General features: G+C 51.2%; 23 protein-coding genes and 1 tRNA gene. 10 read left to right on the top strand and 14 right to left on the bottom strand.

The window, feature by feature from the left end:
• Together IQ260_RS07690 and IQ260_RS07685 are read right to left on the bottom strand one after the other, a co-directional pair.
• On the bottom strand, positions 1-597 hold a 597-nt coding region (locus tag IQ260_RS07690; protein ID WP_193992345.1), incomplete at its 3' end, for a phosphorylase family protein.
• Positions 598-863: 266 nt separating this feature from the next.
• Positions 864-1,616 (bottom strand): Uma2 family endonuclease, encoded by a 753-nt coding sequence (locus IQ260_RS07685; protein ID WP_193992343.1) that lies wholly within the window; start codon positions 1,614-1,616, stop codon positions 864-866.
• A 149-nt stretch (positions 1,617-1,765) separates the two neighbouring features.
• Between IQ260_RS07685 and IQ260_RS07680 the strand changes: the two genes are divergently transcribed.
• From IQ260_RS07680 to IQ260_RS07670, 3 genes are all read left to right on the top strand, one after another.
• Entirely contained in the window at positions 1,766-2,392 is a 627-nt protein-coding gene (locus IQ260_RS07680) for a hypothetical protein (RefSeq protein WP_193992341.1), read from the top strand.
• 288 nt (positions 2,393-2,680) lie between these two features.
• Positions 2,681-5,791, top strand: a complete 3,111-nt coding sequence (locus tag IQ260_RS31640; RefSeq protein WP_193992339.1) for a tetratricopeptide repeat protein — start codon at positions 2,681-2,683, stop codon at positions 5,789-5,791.
• 426 nt (positions 5,792-6,217) lie between these two features.
• Positions 6,218-6,463 (top strand): hypothetical protein, encoded by a 246-nt coding sequence (locus IQ260_RS07670; protein WP_193992338.1) that lies wholly within the window; start codon positions 6,218-6,220, stop codon positions 6,461-6,463.
• Positions 6,464-6,724: 261 nt separating this feature from the next.
• Here the strand turns inward: IQ260_RS07670 and IQ260_RS07665 are convergent, their stop codons facing one another.
• The 6 genes from IQ260_RS07665 to IQ260_RS07640 all read right to left on the bottom strand — a co-directional run bounded on the left by IQ260_RS07665 (position 6,725) and on the right by IQ260_RS07640 (position 13,861).
• A complete protein-coding gene (locus IQ260_RS07665) occupies positions 6,725-7,687 on the bottom strand; it encodes a protochlorophyllide reductase (protein WP_193992337.1) in 963 nt (320 codons plus the stop codon).
• 280 nt (positions 7,688-7,967) lie between these two features.
• A complete protein-coding gene (locus IQ260_RS07660; protein WP_193992336.1) occupies positions 7,968-8,264 on the bottom strand; it encodes a hypothetical protein in 297 nt (98 codons plus the stop codon).
• 461 nt (positions 8,265-8,725) lie between these two features.
• Positions 8,726-9,082, bottom strand: a complete 357-nt coding sequence (locus IQ260_RS07655; protein WP_193992335.1) for a leishmanolysin-related zinc metalloendopeptidase — start codon at positions 9,080-9,082, stop codon at positions 8,726-8,728.
• Positions 8,967-9,209, bottom strand: a complete 243-nt coding sequence (locus IQ260_RS31840) for a proprotein convertase P-domain-containing protein (RefSeq protein ID WP_193992334.1) — start codon at positions 9,207-9,209, stop codon at positions 8,967-8,969. Before IQ260_RS31840 ends, IQ260_RS07655 begins: the two co-directional genes overlap by 116 nt.
• Before the next feature lie 65 nt (positions 9,210-9,274).
• Positions 9,275-12,451, bottom strand: a complete 3,177-nt coding sequence (locus IQ260_RS07645; RefSeq protein ID WP_193992333.1) for an efflux RND transporter permease subunit — start codon at positions 12,449-12,451, stop codon at positions 9,275-9,277.
• 60 nt (positions 12,452-12,511) lie between these two features.
• Entirely contained in the window at positions 12,512-13,861 is a 1,350-nt protein-coding gene (locus IQ260_RS07640) for an efflux RND transporter periplasmic adaptor subunit (RefSeq protein ID WP_193992332.1), read from the bottom strand.
• Positions 13,862-14,353: 492 nt separating this feature from the next.
• Between IQ260_RS07640 and IQ260_RS07635 the strand changes: the two genes are divergently transcribed.
• Complete coding sequence (locus IQ260_RS07635) at positions 14,354-15,088, top strand: AzlC family ABC transporter permease (RefSeq protein ID WP_193992331.1); 735 nt, start codon at positions 14,354-14,356, stop codon at positions 15,086-15,088.
• On the top strand, positions 15,081-15,401 hold the full coding sequence (locus tag IQ260_RS07630; protein WP_193992329.1) for an AzlD domain-containing protein: 321 nt from the start codon (positions 15,081-15,083) through the stop codon (positions 15,399-15,401). Before IQ260_RS07635 ends, IQ260_RS07630 begins: the two co-directional genes overlap by 8 nt.
• 15 nt (positions 15,402-15,416) lie before the next feature.
• On the opposite strand, the gene tsaA is transcribed toward IQ260_RS07630, so the two are convergent.
• From tsaA to IQ260_RS07615, 3 genes are all read right to left on the bottom strand, one after another.
• The gene (gene tsaA / locus IQ260_RS07625) at positions 15,417-16,139 is read right to left on the bottom strand and encodes a tRNA (N6-threonylcarbamoyladenosine(37)-N6)-methyltransferase TrmO (RefSeq protein WP_193992327.1); all 723 of its coding nucleotides are present in this window, start codon (positions 16,137-16,139) and stop codon (positions 15,417-15,419) included.
• A gap of 169 nt (positions 16,140-16,308) precedes the next feature.
• Entirely contained in the window at positions 16,309-17,772 is a 1,464-nt protein-coding gene (locus IQ260_RS07620; RefSeq protein WP_193992325.1) for a phosphoglucomutase/phosphomannomutase family protein, read from the bottom strand.
• A gap of 237 nt (positions 17,773-18,009) precedes the next feature.
• Positions 18,010-18,501, bottom strand: a complete 492-nt coding sequence (locus IQ260_RS07615) for a hypothetical protein (protein ID WP_193992323.1) — start codon at positions 18,499-18,501, stop codon at positions 18,010-18,012.
• Positions 18,502-18,907: 406 nt separating this feature from the next.
• Here IQ260_RS07615 and IQ260_RS07610 point away from each other — a divergent pair.
• Positions 18,908-18,981: transfer RNA gene (locus tag IQ260_RS07610), tRNA-Pro, on the top strand.
• A gap of 505 nt (positions 18,982-19,486) precedes the next feature.
• Here IQ260_RS07610 and IQ260_RS07605 read toward each other — a convergent pair.
• A complete protein-coding gene (locus IQ260_RS07605; protein WP_322744916.1) occupies positions 19,487-21,628 on the bottom strand; it encodes a S8 family serine peptidase in 2,142 nt (713 codons plus the stop codon).
• Positions 21,629-21,761: 133 nt separating this feature from the next.
• Here IQ260_RS07605 and IQ260_RS07600 point away from each other — a divergent pair, with 133 nt between their 5' ends.
• The 3 genes from IQ260_RS07600 (at position 21,762) to grxD (ending at position 23,508) form a co-directional block, all read left to right on the top strand.
• Positions 21,762-22,796, top strand: a complete 1,035-nt coding sequence (locus IQ260_RS07600) for a tetratricopeptide repeat protein (protein WP_193992321.1) — start codon at positions 21,762-21,764, stop codon at positions 22,794-22,796.
• 57 nt (positions 22,797-22,853) lie between these two features.
• Positions 22,854-23,105 (top strand): BolA family protein, encoded by a 252-nt coding sequence (locus IQ260_RS07595; protein ID WP_193992319.1) that lies wholly within the window; start codon positions 22,854-22,856, stop codon positions 23,103-23,105.
• Positions 23,106-23,184: 79 nt separating this feature from the next.
• The gene (gene grxD / locus IQ260_RS07590; protein WP_193992317.1) at positions 23,185-23,508 is read left to right on the top strand and encodes a Grx4 family monothiol glutaredoxin; all 324 of its coding nucleotides are present in this window, start codon (positions 23,185-23,187) and stop codon (positions 23,506-23,508) included.
• A gap of 71 nt (positions 23,509-23,579) precedes the next feature.
• On the opposite strand, the gene IQ260_RS07585 is transcribed toward grxD, so the two are convergent.
• A complete protein-coding gene (locus tag IQ260_RS07585) occupies positions 23,580-23,822 on the bottom strand; it encodes a DUF6761 family protein (protein WP_193992315.1) in 243 nt (80 codons plus the stop codon).
• 510 nt (positions 23,823-24,332) lie between these two features.
• Here IQ260_RS07585 and IQ260_RS07580 point away from each other — a divergent pair.
• Entirely contained in the window at positions 24,333-25,082 is a 750-nt protein-coding gene (locus IQ260_RS07580; protein WP_193992313.1) for a response regulator transcription factor, read from the top strand.
• 8 nt (positions 25,083-25,090) lie between these two features.
• Here the strand turns inward: IQ260_RS07580 and IQ260_RS07575 are convergent.
• A partial coding sequence (locus IQ260_RS07575; protein ID WP_193992311.1) for an ABC transporter ATP-binding protein occupies positions 25,091-25,722 on the bottom strand: 632 nt, incomplete at its 5' end.

Raw genomic sequence — 25,722 nt, 5'->3', positions numbered from 1 at the left:
CTCCCGCGCCAGCTTGGCCTCGGTCAGATTGGTCATCCCAATCACCGCCGCCCCCCAGCTGCGATACAAATGAGACTCCGCCTTGGTCGAAAAAGCAGGCCCTTCCATACAAACGTAGGTGCCCCCTCGGTGGAGCGTCACCCCGTCAAGCTCTAAGCTCTCGACAGCATCTCCCAAAACCGTCGCCAGATTTTTGCAAACCGGATCGCCAAAGGCAATATGGGCCACAATTCCCTCGCCAAAAAATGTAGCCGCCCGGTCCTTAGTCCGGTCAATAAACTGATCGGGAATCACCATATCCACCGGCTTCACCTCTTCCTTGAGCGAGCCCACCGCCGATGCCGACACCAGGTACTTTACCCCCAGACTTTTCATGGCGTAGATATTGGCCCGAAACGGCAGTTCGGTGGGCATCAGCCGATGACCGCGACCGTGGCGGGCCAAGAATGCCACCGATGTGCCGTCCAACTTGCCACAAATCAGAGCATCAGACGGCTGACCAAACGGTGTATCGACCGTGACTTCTTCCACATCGGTCAGGGCATCCATTTTATAGAGGCCGCTGCCGCCAATAATGCCAATATCTGCTTGCGCCATAGTTTGCTCCGAAACTGCGTTGGGTCGGTTCGACCGCAATGGTACAGGAGGTATTCCCAGAAAAGCTGATTTTTCGGAATCTGTTTATAGATGAGTCACCCCTGAGCAAAGGAATCTCGTAGGGTGCTGTTAGGCCCAGCCGTAACGCACCATTAATTGTTTCTACAGATGTAGGGTGCTGTTAGGCCCAGCCGTAACGCACCATTAATTGTTTCTACAGATGTAGGGTGCTGTTAGGCCCAGCCGTAACGCACCATTAATTGTTTCTACAGAGTTTCTGGGTCAATACCGCGTTCTTGCAATTTTCTCAGCAAGTCTTCTCGCAGCTGACGTTCATGGTTAGCCTCGTTTTCTGCTTGCTGGCGTAGCTGACGTTCACGAGCAGTTCTGGCTCGTTCCATGGCAATGATGTTTTCAGGTGCCGGGTAGGGTCGGTTTTGGCCATCATACCAGTAAAGCCAGCTGCGTAGCGGCAGACCTTCTTGGATGCCGGTATTCATACCAATGCCTAGACCAACTTCTGGCATCCACACAGGGGTAATCGATTGCAGTACATAGCAGCCATCAATTAATCGATAAACTTCGAAGGGCTGGTGCTGGTCTCGTTGCCAATAGTCAGGATTAAAGATGGTGTAATACAGAACGCCTAGCTCAGCATAGAGGATCATTTTGGCATCATATTCTTGTCCAGGGGTTTTGGAGACGATTTCTAAAACCCACTGGGGGATAATGCCTTCTTGCCAGAGGAGATAGCTGAGGCGCAGTCCTTGTTCTGGGCGATAGCGGGGGACACCAATACTGAGAAATGCGTCGGGGCCGATGGCGGGTTTGGTGGGGTCGTAATAGAGTCCGAGGTTGATGCCGAGGAACCAGTCCATGCGGTCGGGCCATGCTAGCGCTAGTGTGGCCCGCAGTAGTGTGGGGATGAGGATCTGAAGTTCGTTATCCACAGAGGAATTGTCAGTTTCGGGTAGATCGGTTTCTGTGGGCAAAGATAGAGGGGGCCTGTATTGGACCATGGGGCAAGCTCCAGCAGACGGGCAATGGTTCCCTTATTTGGTTTATTCTATCTGGGTTTTGAAAGGAACGGTTTGGGTGAAAATACAGCCGTACGCTAGCCAGTTGGATAAGATATGAGTAATGCTTTACCTGAGCGGGTATTAATTTAATGACGCGTCCGCCAATCTTAGATAAAACTCAAAGCTATACGTTCAGCAAGTACTTTGAGCTAACAGCTGACCCAGAAGATGTTTTTGCGGAACTGGGGATTACTCTCAAAAAGCAGGTGCTGCGTCTGCCGGTTGTTTCAGAAAGTCTAGATTTTTTATCCAGCCTCGAAAAGAGACTTTTGCAGACGCTACAGCTGGTAGATCTAACCAGTGAAATGGCACGGAGAGAGACTTTGATTGCGCCTGTCTTATTAGATGTGTGTGCCCATGCTCATCAACAGCTCAAGATTGAATATACGGTTGATGTGAGTAAATGGCTGCGGGGAAGTTTTGATTATTTTATTCCCGGCACTCAAAATCTATTGATCATTGAGGCGAAACAGGCAGATTTGGCGCGGGGGTTTGTGCAGCTTGGGGCAGAGTTAGCTGCATTAGACCAGTGGACACGCTCGGATAGTCCACTGCTGTATGGAGCCATTACGACTGGCGATGCTTGGAAGTTTGGGTGTTTTGAGCGTTCTAGCAAAACATTGCTACAAGATATACGTCTTTATTCAGTTCCCTCAGACTTGAAGCAACTGGTGTCTATTTTGTTAGGCATTATTCGCGGCGAGCATACTGATTAGGACCAAGGCATCAATAAAATCCATATTCCTCAGCACTAGCATCAGAGGACTGAGCGGAGTCGTTCGCGAAGCGTTTCCTACGGAAATAGTCCGGCCAATCTCGAAGCTAGAAGGTTGAGCGAAACTGCACTTTAACCAAGTTAATCCAGGTTAGTGCTTATATCTGAGCCTTGAGTGAGGGAAGGTGCTCCGGCGCAACGTTGAATTGCCTGCTGGGTAAATTAAATGCGGTTTCGAGAAAACTGGGCTTAAATAGAGAGAAATTGATGGTTCTATTCCTGAAAAGCTGTGTCCCAGTCTTCATTTTTTCTCGGTCGTACTCAAGAGCAAGATCAGTTTCGGCGGGTGTTGGGGCAATATGTGCCTGCATCGCTAGTGCAGAAGCATTTACCTACGTTATCAAAGCTGGTGGGGCGAGCACCGAAGCTGCCGGATGAACCGTATATTTTCTTGTTTCATGGCCCAGGGGGAATGGGGAAGACCACGCTGACCCGACGGCTAAAAGAGCTAGCCGCTGAGGAATTTCAGGGACAGTATCAAACGGTACTGCTCGACTGGGATCGACAGCGGGACTTAAATGTAGAGCTGCAGCGGGGGCACAGCAGCATTAAGCCTCAAACGGTGCTGGACGTGCTACATAAGGAACTTGAGCAATCTCTAAACGGCTATGCCGGTGAGTTTTATAGCCAGGCACGACAAGAGATTCAAGATATTGAAAATAAAGTTGAGAAAACGCTAGCGGCAGAGCCACCCAACACGGAACTTAAAGAAATAACGGCCCAGTACGGTGGCAAGGCAATTGCCTGGATTTTAGGTAAAGCCACGGAAGGGGTGATTACAACCGACCCGATGGGGGCTGCTGTGGCCATCAAGGTAGGTGCCACATTGCTAAGTCAGGCCCGGCAGCTGGCAGCCAAATCTCTAAACAATCAAGAGGTCAAGATTTTTCAGCAGCCGCCTTGGGAGAAACTGGCGGACGGGCTGGGTAAGGACATTGCTAAGGCGACACAACGACAGCCCGGCATTGTTTTTCTAGATACCTATGAGATTGTTGATCGGCAGATATGTGACTATGTGCTGCGGAAGGTGATGCAGCAGGGAGGCCGTCGGACGATCTGGGCGATTTCAGGACGGTCAAATTTGGCAAAAAGTGGTAAGCGGGGTGAGACGTTTTTTCGGGGCTATGCGGATGATTTTTCTGAGGCACAGATTTATCCGCGAGAGCTTTTGCAGTTTAGCTTTCGAGAAATTCAGGAATATTTTGAAGAGAAAGTGCCTGAGGTGTCGCTGACAGAGGATGAAGCAGAATCCATTGCTGAATTTAGTTTAGGCATTCCGTTTGTGGTAGATCTGGCAGCGGTAATGTGTGGCAAGGGGAAACCCATTGCTGAAATTGTTGCGCCAGTACCCAATGAGAATGGTGATACTAATGATCGAGACCAGGTGATTAAAGAGACCTGTGAGCGATTTTTGAAGCATTGCTTGGATACGCCAGAAACGTTACAGGATAGACAGCTGACGTTTGCGTTGGCGATGTTGCGGCGGTCACAGATGGATTTGTTAGGTGCGATGGTGGATGCACCGACGGGCTTGAAGGAGCGACTAAAGACACTGCAGGGGCGGTATGCGTTTTTGGCGGAAGATGAACAGCGGCTGGATGAGAAGATGTCCAACTTTATGCAGGACTATTTGCTGCAAGATCTGCAGCGGCAAGATGAGGTAGTGCAGGGGTTAAATGATAGTGCCATTGCTTGGCTAGAACTACAGATTGAAGAGAAACAGAAAAACCTGAGCGATACGGCAGAGTGGTTTGAGGATGAGCGCTTAGCGGCGTGGATGTTGGATTTGGCCCATCATTATGGCTGGCAGAGAGAGGATGCACTGTGGGAGTATTTGGTGCCGCGCTTTATTGAGGCATGGCAGTATGACTGGGCATGGGCTTGGAACTTGTTGCAGGTGGCAGAACCATTTCAAAGACTGTTGGCAACAAAACAGCGCAAAACTCTAAGTCGGATGGAGCATATTTTAGAAACAAAGCCAGATTTAGCTAAACAAGTTTCTTTGTTGGAAAATTTGGAATCTTGGCTGACCAAGCAATTATTAGATACAGCAAAGAAGCATGAACTGCAGGCAATTCTAAAGTTAAAACGTGGATATCTGTGCTTTGAGCAAGACCAGTATGAGGCTGCTCTAAATACTTGCTTATCAATAGTAAGCAGCTGTCCAGCAGGACTCCGTTCACCTTTGGCCACAGCACTACGACAGATTGCTTGGAAGTTTAGTTGGAAAAAAGGAACGGCAATTCCATCGGAACAGGGACAACTAGCGGCGAAGAAAGCGACAGAGTTAGATGCAAGTGAGGCCGCTAACTGGATTGTTTTAGGGGTAGCGCACTATGGCTTGAAACAGCATAAAAAAGCTGTGGAGACTTTGAAAAAAGGGTTGGAGCTTTCAGAAGAAGCGTATGCAGTGAATTGGTTGGGTTTAGCATACCAGGCACAAGAACGTTATGACGAGGCGATCGCAAGCTACCAAAAAGCCATCGCGCTCGACCCGGACTATGCCACGGCCTACAACAATCTCGGCACTACGTACTCTGAACTGAAGCAGTATGACGACGCGATCGCAAGCTACCAAAAAGCCATCGCGCTCGACCCGGACTATGCCAAGGCCTATAGCAATCTCGGCACTACGTACTCTGACCTGAAGCAGTATGACGACGCGATCGCAAGCTACCAAAAAGCCATCACGCTCGACCCGGACGATGCCACGGCCTACAACAATCTCGGCAATACGTACTCTGACCTGAAGCAGTATGACGACGCGATCGCAAGCTACCAAAAAGCCATCGCGCTCGACCCGGACTATGCCACGGCCTACAACAATCTCGGCAATACGTACGATGACCTGAAGCAGTATGACGAGGCGATCGCAAGCTACCAAAAAGCCATTGAAATCGATCCGGAATACGACTACGCCCATGATCGCCTCGGCTGGGTATACCTACTGTATGACCAACTAGACAAAGCTCAACAATCATTTGAGAAAGCTGTATCGCTTGATGAAACAGATCGAAGTTATATTCTCAATTTAGGCTTAGTTCATGCTCGAAAAAATAATCTTGAGTCAGCCCATGACTGTTGGCAACGAGGCCTAAAACTCATTGAAGGAGACAGCCTTTACGATAAAGCCGTCATTGCCCTTTATGTTCTAGCGTTAGGAGATTCAGAGCAAGGCATAACAGATATGCAGACAACTATCGAGGCAGGCGCTTCCGTTGCCGCCGTAGAAAATGCTTTAGGCGACGCTGAAATCCTCGCCACCTGTCCTCAGCCTCCCGACCGCATTAACGACATGATTACCCTACTCCGCAAGGCCATCACCCAACAATCCACCTAATAACAAGAAAAGTTGTTTTAACGATGACATTGACGCATTAGCAGCCAGACTCCCAATCAGTAATATTGGCCACCATCTTCTAAATCCCCATCTGTTAAAATGTTGGGTTACCTATCTGCCCTACATTTCACAATTTGTATCTTGACTCATCTAGATCAAGTGCTCTAGTCTCAATAACAGGTCCCCAAGACCTAAACAAAGCTCAAACCCTTAGCGCTATCGGCAGGTGATACCAACACCTACCGACAGCTAACCTCACAAGCTGATCGCCCAGCTTGAAGGCTGATGTCAATGTACCTTAGTCCTTCCAGTTTGCAACACTTGCGGGATGGCTAAGGCTTGAGTTTTGGTCCTATCCCCCTCATTGGCACTGCCTACAGCAGTCCCCGAGGGGGTTCCTATCCACTACGAAAAAAGGCCAAAACCATGTTTCAAGACAACACCCAGGGCGCAGGCGCGTCCAACATTCCCCCTGCCGACAATACTCTCCCCGAGTACGAGTACGAAAACGTCAACCACACCCTAATCGGCACCCTCGACGCCGTCCAAAACACCATCAAACTGCTCCATAAGCTCAACTACGCCGAACCCAACGACTGGAGCCGACCGTTGCCCACCGGACGAGTCAACGAAGTCATGGCCATCCTAACCAGACGGGTGCGCATAAACTAACCCCCTAAACCCAAAAGGGATATCCCCCTCAAAGTCCTTCTCCCCCAGGGAGAAGGATTTAGGAAGAGGGCAAATCCCCCCTCAGAGAAGCTTCCTACACAAAGCCCGTCCAAACACGTACCAGCCAGCCACCCTTTGCTCATAGGAGGTACCGCAGACAGAGGGATCTCGACCGCTGGCGCCAGCTATCTAAACCCCTCCCTGACGGTTCCCCTTGGTAAGGGGAACCAAATGCTACCAAGCCTTTCAAGCCGATCGCCTTTACGCCAGCCCCACCAGCTTCTCACTCAGCTCCCACAAACGCCGAGCCTTCACATCATCCAATGCCTCATTCGACATCTCCTGCACAAAAGACTTACGCCCCTCCTGCTGGCGATTACCCCAGCTCCAGTAATAACCAGACTGCTCATACCCACGATCAGCCGCCACCGCTGCCACGCGATCGCCCGCCACCGTTTCAGTCACATATCCCTTCGTAATATTCTTCTGGAACCAAGGGAAAATAGTCCGAAACGCAGAGTAGTGATTGCGGAACAGCTCAGTTTCTGCCACACAGCCCGGATACAGAGAGCTAAACACAATGTTCGTAGAATCGCCATAGCGACGGTGTAGCTCCCGCATGGTCAGCACATTGCACAGCTTACTGTCCTTGTACGCCTTACCTGGCTTAAACTTTTTGCCATTGGCCATGGTCACAGGGGCCTTGAAACCCTGCTCAAATCCTTCCAGGTTGCCCAGGTCTGGCGGTGCCGGGAATGGAATCTTGCCCCCCAGCTCCTTAGGATTCGCCGTTACCGTACCGAGGATCACCAACCGGGGATGGGACGACTTTTTCAAGTCCTGGAGCATGAGATTGCACAGCAAAAAGTGGCCCAGATGGTTAGTCGCCATGCTTAGCTCATAGCCATCTTCACTACGCTTGGGCTCCTTGAGCAGCGGTAGATAGACCGCCGCATTACACACTAGCGAATCTAGAGTTTTGCCACTAGCCCGAAACTCATTGACAAAATTATGCACACTACCTAGGCTAGCTAGATCAAGCTTCATGATGGAGTAGTTACCAGCAGCCATGCCCACTTCCTTAGCCACCTTTTCCGTTTTAGGCAGATTGCGACAGGCCATCACCACGTGCCAGCCCCGATCGGCCAACGCTTTTGCTGCATAGAGACCAACACCGGAGGAGGCCCCGGTAACGATTGCCGTTGATTGCTGAGATTGAGCCATGGGTATAGATGTCTAAAAGCGCGTCTAAAAGGGTTTGAATCCGTAAGTACACTAGGATCTCATAAGGTTGAGCAGTAATGGCTAACTGAAATAAACCTTAAGCAATGTGGGGCTAAGTTATGAAATGTAGGAATGAGTAACAGGATATTAAGGGTGGCCGCTCAGCTATCTGAGTGCGCGGCGTAGAATGATAAGTAGTAGAAATATAGGCTAGGAAATAACATGAGAGCCCCCTTCGACTCCGCTCAGGGGGCGATTCGGTAGCTGAGCAAAGTCGAAGCTAGCTTTTAGGCGATCGTGTCACCTTACCGCCAGAGCCACCTTTTGATCCCCATGAGGGAGACGAGCCTTTACCCTGAGTCTTACAAAACGATCCCTGAAAGCGGGAGGGATCACCAAAAGCTAGGGGAGGCTCCTGCTCCAGCTGCTGTTGGTTGGGTTCTTGCACAAAGCCCAGGGCCTGTAGAGCTTTTGAGCTCCAGGGTTTACCCATAAATATAAACATACCGGGAGCATCGGCAACGGTTAGATAAAGATGGCAACGGCGTTTGGTATGCCAAAATCGTTGTTGTTTCATAACAGTTCGCTAGGTGAAAGCAGAGGGTGGCTAGAACGTATTTTTGGAGACTGTGATAAGAGCAAACTTAAATTTCCCAAAGCAGACCTAAAGTCTCTAGGGAAGAATAATATTTTTTGATAGATGTCAGTAGTTAAAATCAGCTATCTGTGAGATAGTGATTATCCTGGGGATCACTTATGCTACCGTAGTTAGACCAGGTAAAAGTCTTAGAAACTATACCTAGATTGGTTAAACTTGCGTAGTCAGGTAGACCAACTACGTCAGGGTGATAAATGCTATGTGACACAGTCTCCATGAGACTTTCTGTCCGTTCTACTTTTCGTACAGTTACGGAATGACCCGGATTATTTAAAGGGTTTGTTACAAAGCTAATTTCACGATGCTAAACTTGCCGCTGGCTTCGACTTCGCTCAGCCAGCTAAAACACGAGGAGTGAGCGGAGCCGAACTCCGGCTGATCTAATGACTCTCCACCTGCGGAAACAAATGCGTCCCTAGTACTCCCGCATCACACATGCGACACTGCCGACGACCATAATCCCCAGCCGTATTAATCCCCATCACCGCCAACATTAGCGCCGATGGCAGCTCATAGGGATCCGCCGCCGTATAGTTCACGGCATAGCCCAGATCCTCCAACGAACCCACCGTTAACCGGCTCAGCGGATTTGGTCCGAGGTTCAAAAAGCCGGTCATCAGCTCATTGCCAAATACGGCTTCTCGCCAGTGGCCATCGCGGGTGCCCTGGCCTCCTGTATTTGCCACCGGCACCGGAGTCATTCCCTGGGCACCAATCAGTGTCGAAAACTCTCGCATACCGTTTTGTCCTACCCTGACTTTCAAGTACCAGATCCAACGACCACCGATTTAGAAAACCACCGTCAACGAATGCCTGATCTTGAATCTGCAATGTCCAAGTGCCGTTGGGGTCACTGCTGAGCAAGTTTGCTAGCGGCTGCTCAGGTCGGAATGTGCCCTGAAAAGGGGCAGTGCAACAATATTACATGCTTAAACCCCAGTTCCTGTCATTTCTCTTTCATAAGCTGTCAGCTGGTCATCCTTGTCATCATCCGACCCTGTTGGAGGTTTAGACTGCTCACTAAGATTCTTCACGACGATATACAAAATGGGTACTACAAACAAACTCAAGAAGGTGGCGACAAACATACCGCCAAAAACGGCAGTACCTAATGACTGACGACTACCCGCACCTGCTCCCGTCGCAATCACTAGCGGAAAAATACTACTCAGTGTGGAGATCGCTGTCATCAAAATCGGTCGCATTCTGGATTGCGCAGATTCCATGGCGGCTTTGGTAATGGACAGCCCCTGATCGCGCAGCTGGTTGGCAAATTCCACAATCAGAATGGAGTTTTTACTGGCTAAACCGATCAGCATCACCAGACCAATCTGACAGTACACGTCATTGGGCAGTCCGCGCATGGACTGGGCCAGTAGCGCACCAAATACGGCTAGGGGTACAGCAAAGAGAATGATAACTGGGTCTACATAGCTCTCATACTGAGCGGCGAGCACCAGAAATACAAACACAATTCCTAGACCAAAGATAATTGGGGCCTGGCTGCCCCCCTCAATTTCTTCTAGGGCACTGCCGGTCCATTCATACCCCAGGCTGGCAGGTAAGACCTGACCGGCCACCTCTTCCATGGTGTCGATGGCAACACCGGAACTGACTCCGGGCGCTGCCTGGCCATTGATTTCAATGGAGCGGAAGAGATTATAGTGGTTAATGGTTTGGGCTCCGGTGGTTTCGGTGAGGGTAACCAGATTACCCATGGGAATCATGACGTCATTGTTGGATTTGACATAGAGTTTGTTGATATCGTCTGGGGCTGATCGGTACTGCTGGTCGGCCTGGACATAGACCCGATAGGTACGCCCCTGGAGGGTAAAGTCATTGACGTAGCGGGAACCGAGATAGGTTTGCAGGGTACCAAAGATATCGCTAATGTCCACATCCAATGACTTGGCCTTATCGCGGTCTACATCGATCTCGATGAGGGGAGAGTTGGCGGCATAGGTACTAAAGACGGCCTGCAGATTGGATTCTTGGTTAGCCGCACCCAGCAGACCAAACATATTTTGCACCAGGCTATCGACACTGAGGGTACCGCGTCGGTCTTGAAGCTGAAACTGAAAACCGCTAAAGCTGCTAAGGCCTTGAATCGAGGGGGGATTCACGGGAAACACACGCGCTTCGGTAATGCCGGAGAACTGGCCAAATAGCTGACCGATCAGGCTAAAGGAAGTCACCCCCGGTGGTCGTTCTTCCCACGGGACGAGGGTGGTAAAGACGACACCGTTGTTGGCAGTGTTACCGCTAAAGCCAAAACCGCCTACAGCAAAGGTGGCACGGACTCCATCCTGGGCCAAAATAGTTTCTTCTACCTGGCGCATCACCTGGCTGGTTTGATTGAGGGAGGTGCCTTCAGGTCCCTGAATTAGGGTGATGAAATAGCCTTGGTCTTCGTCGGGTAAAAATGCGGACGGTACGCTGTTATAAAGCCAGCCGGTTAAGACTAGGGAGGCGACAAAGGCAGCTAATACAAAGATCTTGAATCGATTGAGTATGCGTAGAGTATCGCCATACTGGTTGCGGAGATTGTCTAAAAATCGGTTGAAGGGGACAAATATTTTGTCTAGCCAGCCATGGCCCTCTGTGTTTTGCCGCAGGAGCAGCCCGGCCAGGGTGGGGGTAAGGGTGAGGGCATTAAAGGTGGAGAGTGCGATCGCAAATGCAATGGTCAACGCAAACTGCCGATACAGCGCCCCGGTGGTCCCTGGGAAAAACGCCACCGGAATAAACACCGCCATCAGCACCAGCGATGTGGCAATTACTGCCCCGGTGAGTTCGCGCATAGATTCAATCGCCGCCCGCTTCGGGGGTAGGTCTCGGTCTTGAATCTTAGAGGCAATGTCTTCTACCACAACGATGGCATCATCCACCACCATCCCTGTAGCCAGGGTGAGACCAAACAGCGTCAGACTGTTAATGGAAAAGCCAAAGATTTTGATAATGGCAAATGTGCCAATCAGCGCCACCGGAATGGTAATCGCCGGAATTACCGTGGTTCGCCAGTCCTGGAGAAACAGATAGATTACCAGCACCACCAGGGCCACCGCCTGCACCAGCGTCCACACCACCCGAGACAACGACTGTTCAACAAACTCAGTGGTATCAAAACCAATGCCGTATTCCATGCCGCCGGGAAACTCATCCGATAGCCCCGCCATCACCTCTTTTACACCCTGGGCCACCTGCAGCGCATTACTCCCCGGCAGCTGAAAGATACCCAGACCGACGGACTCATTGCCCCTAAATCGCAGAAACGTACTGTAGCTTTCCGCCCCCAGTTCAGCCCGACCCACATCCTTGAGCTTAACTAGCGCACCATTCTCACCGGTTTGCACCACCAGCTCTTCAAACTCAGACACCTCCTGCAAACGACTCACCGCCCGCAGGTCAATCTGAAATGTCTGATCGTTGGGGGTGGGCGGCTGGCCCAGCTGACCGGCTCCAACCTGAATATTTTGCTCCTGTAGCGCATCCACCACATCGTCTGCGGTCAGGTCACGACTGGCCAGCCGCTGCGGGTCTAGCCACAGCCGCATGGCATAGGTGCGCTCACCAAAGATCACCACGTCCCCTACACCGGGTACTCGCCGCAGGGCATCCACAATATAGAGATCGGCGTAGTTACTCAAAAACACATTGTCAAAGGTGCCATCTTCTGAAAACAGACTCATGGCCAGCAAAATATTGCTGTTTTGTTTAGAAACCACCACACCGGTCTGTCGCACTTCCTCTGGCAGCTGGGGTTCGGCTAAAGAGACTCGGTTTTGTACGTCTACAGCGGCAATATCTTTATCTCGGCTAGAGTCAAAGGTGACAACAATGTTGCTAATGCCGTTGTTGCTGCTGTTGGACGAGATATAGCGCATCCCCTCCACCCCGTTAATCTCCCGTTCAAGTACGGTCGTTACCGCTTTTTCAACGGTTTCAGCGTCGGCACCAATGTAGCTGGCTGTTACATTAATCTGGGTAGGGCTAATGTCCGGATACTGGGCAATGGGCAGCGTGGGAATGCTCACCGCGCCAATCAACAAAATAATGATGGCGCAAACGGTGGCAAAAACAGGCCGTTTAATAAAGTAGTTGACCATGGGGAGATGCCGGTGGGATGGGCTATTTTTGTAAGTCTGTTGTTAACGATTGCACCAACCCTAGGGTGATGCGCTAGCCGCCTCTTCTTGGGGGGTAATGGATGCACCGTCCTGCAGGTTCAACAGACCGGTAACGACAATTTCTTCACCTTTAGAAAGACCGTCTAAAACCTGAAAATCGTTGCCCTGCATGGCCCCCAACGTAACTGGTCGAAGCTGGGCGACCTGCCCCTCAGCCGGGGGTTCCCCTTCTTCTGGCGGTGGCGCATCCGCCGCCACATACACAAACGATTGACCGCCCAACCGGGTAATGGCCATGGCCGGGACCAGCAAACCGGGACGCTCGGATAAAATCACCCGCACATCCACCCGCTGATTGTCCTGGAGCACTCCTGTAGCATTGGTGAACCTGGCCTTGGCCAGAACCGTCTGGGTGGAGGCATCAGTCTGGGGCGAAATAAAGCTGAGGGAACCGTTAGCAACAGGGGTGTCAGAGCCAAAGGTAAATAGCTCGACGGGCATGCCTAAACTAACTTTGCTGAGCTGTTCAGCGGGAATATCAATTTCCAGTTCTAAGCTTTCATTTTGGGTAATGGTGGTGAGGGTGCCGCCGGGCTGTACATAGTCCCCCAGCTCCACCGGAATATCACCCACCACACCGGCAATGGGGGCCGTTACTGTTTTATCCAGCAGGTCTTCGCGGGTGGCATCGGCGGTGGCCTGGGACTGTTCTAGAAAAGCTTCCGCCTGGGCGAGACTGGCCTGGGCGGCACCAATTTCTTGCTTGGCGGCGGCCAAGGAGGCAATGGCGGCGTCGCGATCGCGTTCCACCTCATCCAGTTCCTGTTGCGACTGAGCCCCCGCCTCCACCAGCCGTTTTGTGCGAGCAAACTCAGTATTTTGTAGCTTCACATCCGCTTCTATGCGAATCCGCTGCGCCACCAGCGACTGCAGCTGAGCCCGAGAATTATCGCGGGCCGATTGGGCCGCACTAATGCTGGCCAGGGCTGCACTCAGCTCCGCCTGGGACCGATCGGCACTCAGCTCCATGATCGGCGCGCCCGCCTCCACCCGGTCCCCCGACGACACATAGATTCTCGTAATCCGTCCGTTGGCCTCAGGCTGCAGGACCACCCCTGCTTGGGCATCTAGAGTCCCCACAAACGAAGCCTGATCGCGCAGCGTTTCCGGCTGCATAACTTCTAGGGTAACCGGCACCGCACCACCCATGGGGGGACCCTCGGGAGCACCGCCACCGCCACCTAGCAGTCGCCATAGGGCAAAACCACCCCCAGCTAAAACAATCACAGCTGCTAGCCAAATTAGCCAGTTGCGTTGAGGTGAAGGCGAAACAGAGGACTGCACAAGGGGTGTCTCTGCCACTGCTGAAGAATTGGAGTGTGAAGTCATAAAAAGAAGCAACTAACAGAAAACGTACACAGAGTCCCTAGAGCACAATTGTTCCATATTATCGAACTTATTTGAAAATAATCTATCTATAGGTAGAGCGGTGTGGGCGAAGTATTAAAGTCTAAAATCTTATCAGCAAGGTAAAAACAATCTCTGCCTAAATCGCCCAACACAGTTGAGCGAGCAGGCGGTTAAAACAAAATTTCTATTAACTTGAAATTACAAACGAGTCTTAAACTTGGGAAAATTCTCCGTACAACAAAAACGCGACATGTGCAGGTTGAATTAGCAAAGCCCCAGAGAAAAAGCGTCGGAAGCTTCTTATGACTCACCATAGCGCAAATGTGTTTTTTCATGGGTCTAACATGGGTCTAATCTGTCTATTGACTCCCATGAGCAAGATTCATAGATTAGGTAGCACAGAGGCAAAACAGGCAAGACAGCGTGAGCTGAGTCAGCTTAATCTGAGCAGGTACTGTATCAGGTGTTTCTATGACTATGGCGTCTAAGCTGACGCGGCGGCATGAATTTTGGGCCGGAGCCCAGCAGACTATTCCACTGATTGTTGGGGCTATTCCCTTTGGGATTATCTTTGGCACCCTCGCCCAGGCCAGCGGTCTCTCCTTGGCTGGGGCCATGGGCATGTCGGCCATTGTTTTTGCAGGCTCGTCGCAGTTTATTGCCCTTGGTTTGCTGGGGGCAGGTACTCCCCTCGGGATTATCGTACTCACCACCTGGGTGGTCAACCTGCGGCATCTGCTCTATGCCGTCAGCCTGGTTCCCTATGTGAAACATCTCAGCCAGGTTTGGAAACTACCCCTGGGGTTTTGGCTCACCGATGAAAACTTTATGGTGGCGATCCAGCGCTACCGCCAGGACGATCCATCTGCTTACAAACACTGGTTTCAGCTGGGGTCAGCCCTGGCTATGTATGCTAACTGGCAGCTGTGTACCCTGATCGGTCTCACCTTGGGGCAGAGCATCCCGAACGCCAGCGCCTGGGGTCTGGACTTTGCCATGGTGGCCACCTTTATTGGCATGACCATTCCCTATCTGACCAATCGTCCCATGGTGGCCACCGTCGTTGTATCGGGCATTACAGCGCTGCTGGCCCAGGGGCTACCCCACCAGTTAGGACTGATGGTGGCTGCGATCGCAGGCATTACTACCGGCGTCCTGTTCGAAAACCGTTTAGCAAAAAAATTACAACAGCACCCCCATGACTAACGAAGTAATGCTCCTCGGCGGCATGATGCTGGTGACGTTTGGTGTGCGCTATCCGCTGCTGGCCATGAGCGATCGCATTACCCTGCCCCCCAGACTGATGCAGGCCCTGAACTATGTGCCCCCCGCCGTTCTCACCGCCATTATTGTTCCTGCCGCACTGCTAGAAAACAACAGTCTCTGGCTCACCCCCGATAACCCGCGACTGGTGGGTGCGCTGGCTGCGCTGGGTATCGGCCTCTGGAAAAAGAATCTGTTGCTGACAATTCTCGTCGGCATGGGAGTTTTCTTGCTGTGGCAAAGTCTGATGGCCTGAAGAAAATGCCCTAAATTACCGCTCCACCCATTCCAGCTGTATCACCTCAGCTGTCCCGTTTTCCACCCGCCAAAATAGGCTGTAATTCCCCAGCTGCATATGCCACCGCTGTCCCTGGCGACCGTCCTTTCCCCGCTTATACCCTGGACGCGGATCCTGGCCTAATGTCTCTTCTATTAGACAGCGCAGCCTCTCTGGTCCTGGATCCAAACTCTCCATGAGTACCGCTTCCGCCTCAGCGCTCCAACATACCGGCAATGGAGTCTCCTGGCCAACGGTCCAGGCCCCTTCGGCTTCTGCGATCGCATCCGCATAGGGCACATAGGGCTTAATATCAATCACCGGCGTACCATCTAGAAAATCTCCCCCCTGCACCTCCAGCCGTAGTTTTCTCTTTCTCTCAGAAATTTTTAGCAGTCGTACGGCGCTCATGCCAATGGCATTAGGACGATTTGGACTGCGGGTTCCATACACCCCAACACTTTTATTACCCCCCAGCCGAGGTGGTCTCACCAGGGGTTTAAACTCACCATAGGTCTGGCCATGGAAGACAAACAACACCCACAGATGAGAAAAATCCTCAAGCCCCCGCAGCGCTAATTTATTCTCTTCTGTCGCGTCAAAAACAATATCGGCATAGGCGGACGCCACCAAACCGGCCTGTCGAGGAATGCCAAACCGATCGGGATAGCAAGATTGAATATGGGCAATGGGGGTAAACGTAACCTCAGCAACCATCACACAGTGGCGTCAAATACCTTCCCAGAATAAAACAGTCCGTCGAGAAAACAACAGGGGGCACCTTGGTCCACCAGACTATAAAAAAGAACCATACCCCCGAGGAGCATGGTTCAAATCCCAAATTCAAACAGACAATGTATCTAGACAGGACGATCAAAGCGGCGGTCTAACCCACCGAGTTCGCCCAGTCCCTGGCCCAGTTCAGATGCTTGTGCACCTCCTCAATGGTGGCGGCTTCAGAATAGAGACGTAGCACGGGCTCAGTGCCGCTAAAGCGAATTAGCAGCCAGCTGCCGTCAGCTAGCGAAAACTTGTAACCGTCAATGGACAGGACATCGCTGACCGTTTTGCCCGCCACTTCCGTCGGGGTGGAATTTTGCAGGCTGTCCAGCAGCTTGGCTCGCACCTCCATATTGGCCAAGGGCAGGTCAATGCGATCGTAGGCGCCGGAAAAATTGGTCTGCTGGCGCAGCGCCTGGTTGAGCTGGCCAAAGTCTTTACCACTTTTAACGACGGCTTCTAGTAAATATAGCGCCGATAGCAACGCATCCCGCTCAGGAATGTGGTGGCCGTAGCCAATGCCGCCGGATTCTTCCCCACCAATCAGCACCTGGGTTTCCAACATGCGGTCGGCAATGTACTTATAGCCAATGGGGGTTTCATGCACCGACAGGCCGTGCAGTTCCGCCACCTTTTGCATCAGGTTAGAGCCGCTGATGGTTTTGATCACTTCACCGTCAAAGCCACGGCGGGCCTTGAGGTGGTCAATCAAAATGGGAATCAATACCTGGGAGCTGAGAAATTCCCCCTGGCCATCCATGCCGGCAACGCGATCGCTATCGCCATCAAAGATGATCCCCACCGTCAGACCTTCAGCGCCAGACTGATAGCGATCTTTAACGGCCTTGTAGAGCTTGGGAATATACTTGGGTAGGGGTTCTGGAGCCCCCCCTTCAAACAGGGGATCGGCGTCGCCGTTGATTTCATGGATCGGCATGCCGAGGATTTTTTCAAAGCCGCCTGCGGCTGACCCATGCATCACATCCGCAAATACGGTGAGCTGGCCATCGGCAATGGCGCCTCGAATGGCCTCAATATCTACCATGCCCTGGAGTGCTTCGCAGTAGCTGGGCCAGGGATCAAAGGCGGTGATAGTTCCCGGTGTCTCGGCCACGGGCTTGCCCTCGGGCAGCATGGCCTCAATTTTCTTGGTGACATCCGGCGGCACCGAACCACCAAAGGCTCCCTTTACCTTCAGGCCAGAATAGGCCGCCGGGTTGTGGCTGGCTGTGATCACAATGGCCCCGAGGGCACCCTGGGCATGGGCAGCCCAGCTAAACGCCGGAGTGGGGGCAAAACACTCGGACAGCAGGACATCGTATCCAGCTTGGGCGACGGCCTCAGCCGCATGGCTGGCAAATTCCGGCGAGAGAAAACGACGGTCGTAGCCCACAATGACGGTACGGCTACCGTTACCGCCGTAACACTCTTCTAAGACTTTGGCAGACACTGCGGCCACCAAATCTACTCGCTCAAACGTAAAGTCGGCGGCAATCATGCCCCGCCAACCGTCCGTACCAAATTTAATTGATTTACCTACAAATACCGATGGAGATAATACAGCTGCCATAATGATTTCAGTAATGCCATGTCTAAGGACTACACAGATTTAGTGAGTGATCCTGAGCGATCCCCCAGCAGTTTAAACAGTGCCCTTAGGAAATGCTAGAGGGTAGAACTCAGTAGCATTGTGTTTTTTGAACTTAGCCTTACTGAAGTAGACTGACTTGACCTCCGAAGAGTTGCCCAGACAGTAATTTTTATAAAGCTTAACTAGCTCTAATGGGTGGAACCCCCATATGGCTGACTACACACATAGCCCCTCAATGGTAAAGGGGGCATCAGCATAAAGCTCGATCATGTCAATCTTGCTCATGTTTTCCAGCTTCAAAATCTGTAGCGGCAGGAGTGTCGTTGCTGAGCTATCGGGCCACCGAAATGCTTTGTCGCTGTGGAGCTGTATCACCTTGCCGCTGCTTTCTAAGACCTTGAGGATCATGGGTTGGGTGCAGCGTCCCCAGAGGGAAAAGGAGTTGACCGATCCTTCTAAGGCAATGGATAACCGATTGTCATTACCGGTGGGCATCAGCACTAGCTGCCCTGCCTTCAAAATAAATCGGGGATTTGATGGGATCAGTGCGATCGCACAGCCAAAACTCACCTCAGCAAACTGGTTAGTCACCATTTCTAATGGAGCTAAATCTTGAAAATTTAATCCCGTAGGGACATCAGTAATGTTCAAAATGCCTGCCTCTACTTTATGGGCAGTGTGTGAACAGTCAATATTGAGGGCAAACACGGATTGTCTCCTAAGCGGCTACCTTTCGCTACATGGGCTGACTCGGTTATTCCTTACCTGTCTGGTCCCAACAGCGGCACGTAGTAACGGCAAAACTAATGTGTGTCAGTAAAACGAGAATAATATGCACCCTTAAATTAAGCATGCACATATAAAACCAGATTGAAACGTTAGGTATATAAAGAAACTAACGAACGTGGGCTTAGATCATTGAAAAATCTATAAAGCCATCTGGAAATAACAGGGCACACGATGAATTTACCTCAGCCATAGCTGTCTCAATTTACTGAGACACCGCCCTAGACTAGTGTGATAACCTAGTCTGGTAACAGCAACTAGCAGCATAGACGCTTCAAGTTCAAATGGTAATTTGCTTGCGTTAATATTGGCTGAGAGTTAGCTGAGACGGGATGTAGCGCAGTTTGGTAGCGCACTTCGTTCGGGACGAAGGGGCCGCTGGTTCGAATCCAGTCATCCCGATTACTAAGACTTAATCCAACCAGAGTCCTCGGGGCCACTGGTACTCATTGAGAAGCTGAACTACGAGTTCAGCCATGCCGATTTTTGAGACTTATCACACACAACACACGAAATAATGAACAAATTTCAAAGGGCCAGTTAGTACTGGCTACAAACACGTCCTCACACGCTCAACCAGCGCCTCTAAGGGCACTAGCTCTTTGAAACTAAATCCTTAAAAATCAAACCCTGATGTCCTAAGTGGCCACGCAAACTGAAAATGTTTCACCATGCCCGCTAGTAGCTAAAAACTAAAGACATGTGGATAACACCGGTAAGCTCAGGCCATAAACCAATGCTGGTAGAGATTATTACGCAGATAAACGCGTTATACCCTCAATTTAGCACTCCCAGTATAAAAATGAGTAAGCTGTGTTACCAACCTTATTCACTACACATACCGAGAGTCTTGGCTCCCCACCGTGTAAGGCACTGAGCCATAAGCCAAAAGACGTATAAATATCTGCTAAATACCTAGCTTTAGTGACCATTGTAACAATTGCCCCTGGTGCGTTTCCGTATGGTCCGTAACGTTTAATTGCCAACGACCATGAATGCCCTGATTCATCAAAAGACTGAGGGCCGGGCTATTCTCAAAGGTGTAGGTCTTACGCAGCTGAGTCTGACGTCCCAGGGTACGGCCTTGGAGCAGCACTGATTTTCTTTGGGGCGAAATGATGGCAATGGACACATCGCCTAAAAAGCTATGGCGAATATCCACATACACTTGGATATCTTGCAATAGACCCCGCTGGCTAATCGTAATACCGGCCTGCTGGATTGCTGATCTGGTGGCTGGGATCGTCATGGTGACTGCACTGGTGCGCTCCACTGTCTGACTGAGACGTCGAGTCACCAGGTGACGATCGCGCGATGCTTTGACGGCTTTGTAGGCATTGACTTTGCCATGACCAAACCAGAGGGAATGGCCTCGATTATCATATTTTCCATAGGCTAGCCCTAGCTGGGGATCACGGTTAGCATCTTCAATTTTGTCGGCGGTATCCTGCAAAATTTGCTTCACATCTCCAGCGCTAAGCTCTGGATTAGCCGACAACATTAGACCGACCACACCTGCTACCACGGGGCAAGCACTGGATGTACCGCCAAATCCGCTGGTGTAGTCAGTTTTGCTATAGCCGGTGTTGCCGGTGCGATCGCACGTGGTCATTCCCAAACCATCAAACGATCCCCTCACCAAAGGCCCCGTTTCCACCTGCCCCACATCCGGCAGAGCCATACTTGGCGGGCCATTGTTGCTAGGGGCCGCTACCGACACATGTTTACCCCAGTTACTGTAAACCGCCTTCCGGTTCAAGCTCGTGCTGGCCGCCACCGTAATCACATCCGGATGCATGGCAAACCCTCCCAACCACTGGGTGACCCCCCGCAGAACATTCCTGGGCCAGCCCAGCTCACTCACTTGGCCATTCAACGGTCGATTGGCATTGCCCGCCGAGAAAAGGACCACACAGCCCTTACCATTGCGGCCTTTAGTCGCCGCTCGATTGATCGCACTGCGCTGTCGAAATGACAGGGGAAAATACACCGCAGCAGGCGACCAGCTACAGGAAATCACTGCAGCCCCCTGCTCCACCGCCCAGTCAAACAGCTGCTCAATCGATTCATCATCTAAATAGCCTGTGGTTTGAATCGGCATCAAGCTACAGCCAGGTGCCACCCCGACCACACCACTGCCCGTTTCTTCCGCCACCGCCAGTCCAGCCACCGCTGTGCCATGGTTTTCATAGTCCTGAGCGGGCATCGGCAACCCATCCCGATTCTTAAGATCCCGAGGCCCCACTAGCTTGCCCATCCCTTGTAAATCTGGATGATTGAGATCAAACGCATCATCCGTGATCGCAATCACCACAGAACGACTGCCACGGGTAATATTCCAGGCCTTTTCAGCCTCAATATGTGAATTGACTGCCAGGCTACGTCCCCCCTGATGGTGCAGATGCCACTGTTGGCCATAGAGCTGATCCTTAGGACGGTACAGCGGTGCAGTAGACACAACCACATTGGGCTCAGCCACCAGCACATCGGCATAGCGCATCAGGCGATTGGCCAACTTAATCGGGTTTTCAACTGCCGTTTTATCCACCCGAAAAACATAGGTACGCTCAGCACCAGCCAAGCTTTTTTCCCGCGTCAGACCTAGCTCCCCTGTGCGCTCATCAATGCTTCTCAGGGGCACATCCGTCGTAAACTGCACCGTTAGCTGCTCTAGCAGATAGAGATGGGTCTTGGGACTGGCTGCCAGCTCATATACATGGCTGGCAAATCGCACACTCTCTATCTGTCGAGCTGTATGTAAACAAGTCTCTAGCTGCTGACGTCGCACTTTAAAGGCCACTAGCTGCCCTTGAGCCACTGATTTGATCGCCAGGGGATGCCATTGGTCCTTGAGCTGCTCCAGCAGGGTAGCCTGTACTGTCAGGTCTTCAAGCCGTAGCGTCAACCAGTCAGGGACCTTATAAAGCCGCAACTCTTCGCCACCGCGCTGCAAAATCAAACCTGATTGCTCTGGGTTCACACCCTGTAAGCGTTCTCCTGCCATCATTTCGAATCTTTCATGGACGACATCCACTTTGACAATAGGCACAATGCCTGGAAATCTAAGACGTATGTATTGATAACCTCTGTAACGATATATTAGGGTTCTCAACCTAATGCACCTCAGGTGCGCAAATCGTTACGCTTTGTTATCCCGCCTTGTCATCAATTTAGTTGGCTCCATGGTTTCCTTATCACGCATCGTTCAACCTGGTGTGTTCTCCTTGTTGGGAGCAGCTGCCAGCCTAACTCTGATGGCTCCTTCAGCCACCGCTGTCCCGGCAACAGAAAGTCTAAACAGCTCCAATCAGGTACACCTAGCCCAGGCAGACATTGATGGCTTAGGTATTGCTGCCGGTGAGAGCCTGCTGGCAGATGCGGAAGCCGCCATTGATAGTCAAAACTATGACTTAGCTATTCGTAAACTCCAAACGGCTAGGGACAAGCTCAACGAAACATCCAACAGCTATCAAAATATCGCTGAAGCCTTTACGGGGGTTGATGCTGACATTAGCAGTAGCCTACGAGTAAGTGCTCGCGACGCCGCCCAGATGCGAGATCAGGCCACCTTGCAACAGGCCCTGATCTACCGGGCTCAGGGGCAGGCCGAACTAGCGGTCCCCCTTTTAGTCGAGATTGTTCAAAGTCAAGGACCGACCCGCGATCTAGGTCTTGATGCTTACCGACAGCTGTTTGAATTAGGTTTTGTTAGCCGTCCCTATCGCCGTACGGGGTCTGAAGACCCTAGTTCAGCAGTGGCCGATGTCGCTCGCCCCCTCAACCAGGCCGATAGCCCCATTGGCATCCAGGCAGCTGAGCTGATGATGGCAGACGCTGAAAATGCCTTTGCCAACGGCGATTACGCCACAGCGGTAAATCGTCTGCAAACGGCGCGGGAAACATTGAACACCGCATCTGCCTACTACCAGAGTCTGTTTACCACATTTACAGGAATCGATCGCCGCGTTAGCAACGAGGTCCGTCAGCAAGCTTTGGAAGCAGCTCAGCTTCGAGACCAGGCCACTCTACAACTAGCCCGTGCCTACCAAGCACAGCAGCAGCCCACCCTAGCGGTGCCGCTGCTAGTCGAGGTGCTCAGCAGTCAAAACCCCACTCGCGACCTCGGGAAGCAAGCCTACGATCAGCTGCTCGAAATTGGATTTGTCGCTCAACCGTATGTGGTCACAGAAGAAACAGCCACCTCCTCTGAACCTTAGGGTAGGCATTGCCCACCGTCTGCGTTAGGCTTAGAACTTTCTTCGCGTCCTTTTCCTATGATTCCCGCCGACCAAGTAGAGCAACTCATTAAAGCCAAGCTGCCTGATGCCCAGGTCGCCATTCAGGACCTCACGGGTACTCAAGATCATTACCAGGCGACCATCGTGTCCACCTCATTTTCAGGGTTGAATCTTGTTAAGCAGCATCAGCTGGTTTATGGCAGTGTTAATGCCGCTATGGCATCTGGTGAGCTGCATGCGCTCACACTTAAAACCTTTACCCCTGAAGAGTGGGGGCAGCAAAGTTAGCCCAGCCAATAGTCCGATCAGAGCGATCTAACTGAAATTCGATCTAAGATAATTAGCCTAACCACTGAGTGCTGTAGTCATGTCTCCAGAAGTTAAAGAAAAAATCGACAGCTTAGTCACATCCAACAAAATTCTTGTATTTATGAAGGGCACAAAATTGATGCCCCAATGCGGGTTTTCCAATAATGTGGCCCAAATCCTCAACTCTTTAGGTGCCCCCTACGAAACCATTGATGTCCTGGCAGACTATGATATCCGTCAAGGCATCAAGGAATATTCCAACTGGCCCACCATTCCTCAGGTTTACATTAGCGGTGAGTTTATTGGTGGCTCAGACATTATGATTGAGCTATATCAGAATGGAAAACTGCAAGAAATGGTGGAAGTGGCTTTAGCTTCTTAAGTCAGCAACTGAAAAAAGGCAGCAGAGGTTGCATGAATAGCAACTCTGCTGCCTTTTAGAGAACCTAAACCCTAGCGATAATCTGGTTCCGGCTGTGCCACAGCAAAATTTGACGTGTCAAACAAAAAGCGGACTACTTCTTCTTCTAAACGATGGATAAGATAGGGCTCCAACGCATCGGAATGGCGAAGAGCCGCTAAATACCCTGCAATGTAGCGCCGCAGATCGTCAGAACGATATCCACGGTTCCATTGATCCACTAAAGCATCTGTGATTCTCTGGTAGTAGCGAATTGTTTTGGCATCTTGAAGCATATTCTATGGGGCCTCCTCTAAACCACTCACTGGGAACCTATCTACTATTGCTATTGGTGAGTCAAACAATGGGGTGGATTGGGTAATCGATGTTTCCGCGATATGTTTCTGCTAAAGAACCGACACTTACCTGAGAGGTACAGAGTAATGACAGCGGCAGAAAAACTGCACAAATGAAACCTGAAGTGGTAGATACAGGTATAAACGCAAGCTGCTACACGTAACTATCCTAGCGCGTCTGCCTGTGTAAAGTTTTCTTTTATTTTTCGGTAATTATCTCTAAGATCTTATCAGTTTAACCAGGACAATCACCCTTTTTTCGCAAATACTTAGACTTCGACCTTCAAATTTACGTCTATTGATGTATTTTCCTTGACAAGAGGGCTCATCTAGTAGGCAGATATACGTCGTTGCCATCGTCGCCTCGTAGCCGCAACTACAAAATGTTTCTTGGGTCTTTGATACGCTTCTACGAGAGTGTTATGAAGCCTGGGCTTCCTATAGATAGCTGTGGCCTCTACGTGTATTCAAATAATTGAGGGTAATCCCCATCTGAGATCGCTACTGAGTTGGCATCTCCAGCAGGCAGGCTATCGGGTCAATCAGTCTGCTGATATGTTGCGGGCAAAGGAAACCTTTCAGACGGCTCAACCTAATTTGGTGATTATGGAGACGGATCTGTCGGATGGCAGTGGTCTGGAGCTATGTCATTGGTTACAGCAGAGGGGGCGTCCACTGATTATGATTCTCTCGGCTAAATCGGGGGAGCCTGATGTGGTGGCAGGACTACAGGCCGGGGCTGATGACTACTTGAAAAAACCCTTTGGCATGCAAGAATTTCTGGCCCGTGTTGAAGCGTTAACTCGCCGTAATCGTAAGATTACGGCTCCTGTATCCTTGACCTACGGCGATCTAAATATTGATCTAGTACAGCGACGCGTACGCTTCAAAGAGCAATTTATTGACCTCACCCCTCAGGAATTTAGCTTGATCTACGTGCTTACTCAGGCTGAGGGGTCTCCCCTAAGTCGAGCCGATCTACTGCGACGAGCCTGGCCCGATGCCATTGATAATCCCCGTACGGTTGATACCCACGTCCTATCCTTACGTAAGAAAATTGAAGCTGATCCTCGTCAGCCCAGCGTAATTCAGACTGTCCGTAATGTAGGCTATCGATTAAATATCGAACGACTTCATACCAATAATGGTCATCATCCGGTGGGTGTGGGTCCCGTGAGCGCGATTAAGGCGGTTGGGTAACCAATTTTCTAATCGTCGTCGCCCCAATCATCGTCGGTTTGGGCGGCTATGATGGCTTGATTGAGGGATAACCAATCTACCTGGTCCGCAGGTTGATAACTCACCAGTTTGCCTTGGCTCAAAAACGAAACATGGGTAGCCCAATCGGCCATAAACTCTAGCTGATGATTGACCATCACCACGGTGCTGGGGTTGTCTGAACTAGCCAGATAGGCAAGCAAGTGTTGAGCATAGCCCATATCTTGGGCTGCAGTGGGTTCATCTAAAAGGAGAATGTCAGGTTTGGTGGCAACGGTGCGTGCGATCGCAACCCGCTGTCGCTGCCCCACAGACAGCTCTCTTGCCTGTCGTCCCAGCCAATCCTGGGGAATTTTTAACCGCTCTAACCAGGGCTGGAGGGTACGTCTGGCGGCGGCAGCACCTACGCCTTGCAGCCGGGCAGGATAGCATAGGGCATCCTCCACAGACTGCCCCAGCAGCCTACTATCCTGCATTACCAGACCAATTTTTCGGCGTAGATCCAGGACGGGATACTGGGTAAGGAGCTGCTGTCGATAGGTAATCTGACCGCTAGTGGGCTCACTCAGACGGTTCATTAACCGTAGCAAGGAGGTTTTGCCTGCCCCAGAAGGTCCCACAA

This window comes from Leptolyngbya cf. ectocarpi LEGE 11479, from assembly GCF_015207065.1.
GTDB lineage: Bacteria > Cyanobacteriota > Cyanobacteriia > Phormidesmidales > Phormidesmidaceae > Leptothoe > Leptothoe ectocarpi.
Note: the sequence above shows the minus strand (reverse complement) of the source record. Positions and strands in the feature narration are given on the sequence as shown.

What these genes read in the sequence shown, in the direction of transcription:
- IQ260_RS07680 (WP_193992341.1), top strand. Translation starts at nt 1,766, where the DNA reads ATGACGCGTCCGCCAATCTTAGATAAAACTCAAAGCTATACGTTCAGC.
- tsaA (WP_193992327.1), bottom strand. Translation starts at nt 16,139, where the DNA reads ATGGTTGCTGAGGTTACGTTTACCCCCATTGCCCATATTCAATCTTGC.
- IQ260_RS07635 (WP_193992331.1), top strand. Translation starts at nt 14,354, where the DNA reads ATGACTATGGCGTCTAAGCTGACGCGGCGGCATGAATTTTGGGCCGGA.
- IQ260_RS07595 (WP_193992319.1), top strand. Translation starts at nt 22,854, where the DNA reads ATGATTCCCGCCGACCAAGTAGAGCAACTCATTAAAGCCAAGCTGCCT.
- IQ260_RS07645 (WP_193992333.1), bottom strand. Translation starts at nt 12,451, where the DNA reads ATGGTCAACTACTTTATTAAACGGCCTGTTTTTGCCACCGTTTGCGCC.
- IQ260_RS07655 (WP_193992335.1), bottom strand. Translation starts at nt 9,082, where the DNA reads ATGCGAGAGTTTTCGACACTGATTGGTGCCCAGGGAATGACTCCGGTG.
- IQ260_RS07620 (WP_193992325.1), bottom strand. Translation starts at nt 17,772, where the DNA reads ATGGCAGCTGTATTATCTCCATCGGTATTTGTAGGTAAATCAATTAAA.
- IQ260_RS07670 (WP_193992338.1), top strand. Translation starts at nt 6,218, where the DNA reads ATGTTTCAAGACAACACCCAGGGCGCAGGCGCGTCCAACATTCCCCCT.
- IQ260_RS07600 (WP_193992321.1), top strand. Translation starts at nt 21,762, where the DNA reads ATGGTTTCCTTATCACGCATCGTTCAACCTGGTGTGTTCTCCTTGTTG.
- IQ260_RS07640 (WP_193992332.1), bottom strand. Translation starts at nt 13,861, where the DNA reads ATGACTTCACACTCCAATTCTTCAGCAGTGGCAGAGACACCCCTTGTG.
- IQ260_RS07660 (WP_193992336.1), bottom strand. Translation starts at nt 8,264, where the DNA reads ATGAAACAACAACGATTTTGGCATACCAAACGCCGTTGCCATCTTTAT.
- IQ260_RS07630 (WP_193992329.1), top strand. Translation starts at nt 15,081, where the DNA reads ATGACTAACGAAGTAATGCTCCTCGGCGGCATGATGCTGGTGACGTTT.
- IQ260_RS07685 (WP_193992343.1), bottom strand. Translation starts at nt 1,616, where the DNA reads ATGGTCCAATACAGGCCCCCTCTATCTTTGCCCACAGAAACCGATCTA.
- IQ260_RS07665 (WP_193992337.1), bottom strand. Translation starts at nt 7,687, where the DNA reads ATGGCTCAATCTCAGCAATCAACGGCAATCGTTACCGGGGCCTCCTCC.
- grxD (WP_193992317.1), top strand. Translation starts at nt 23,185, where the DNA reads ATGTCTCCAGAAGTTAAAGAAAAAATCGACAGCTTAGTCACATCCAAC.
- IQ260_RS07585 (WP_193992315.1), bottom strand. Translation starts at nt 23,822, where the DNA reads ATGCTTCAAGATGCCAAAACAATTCGCTACTACCAGAGAATCACAGAT.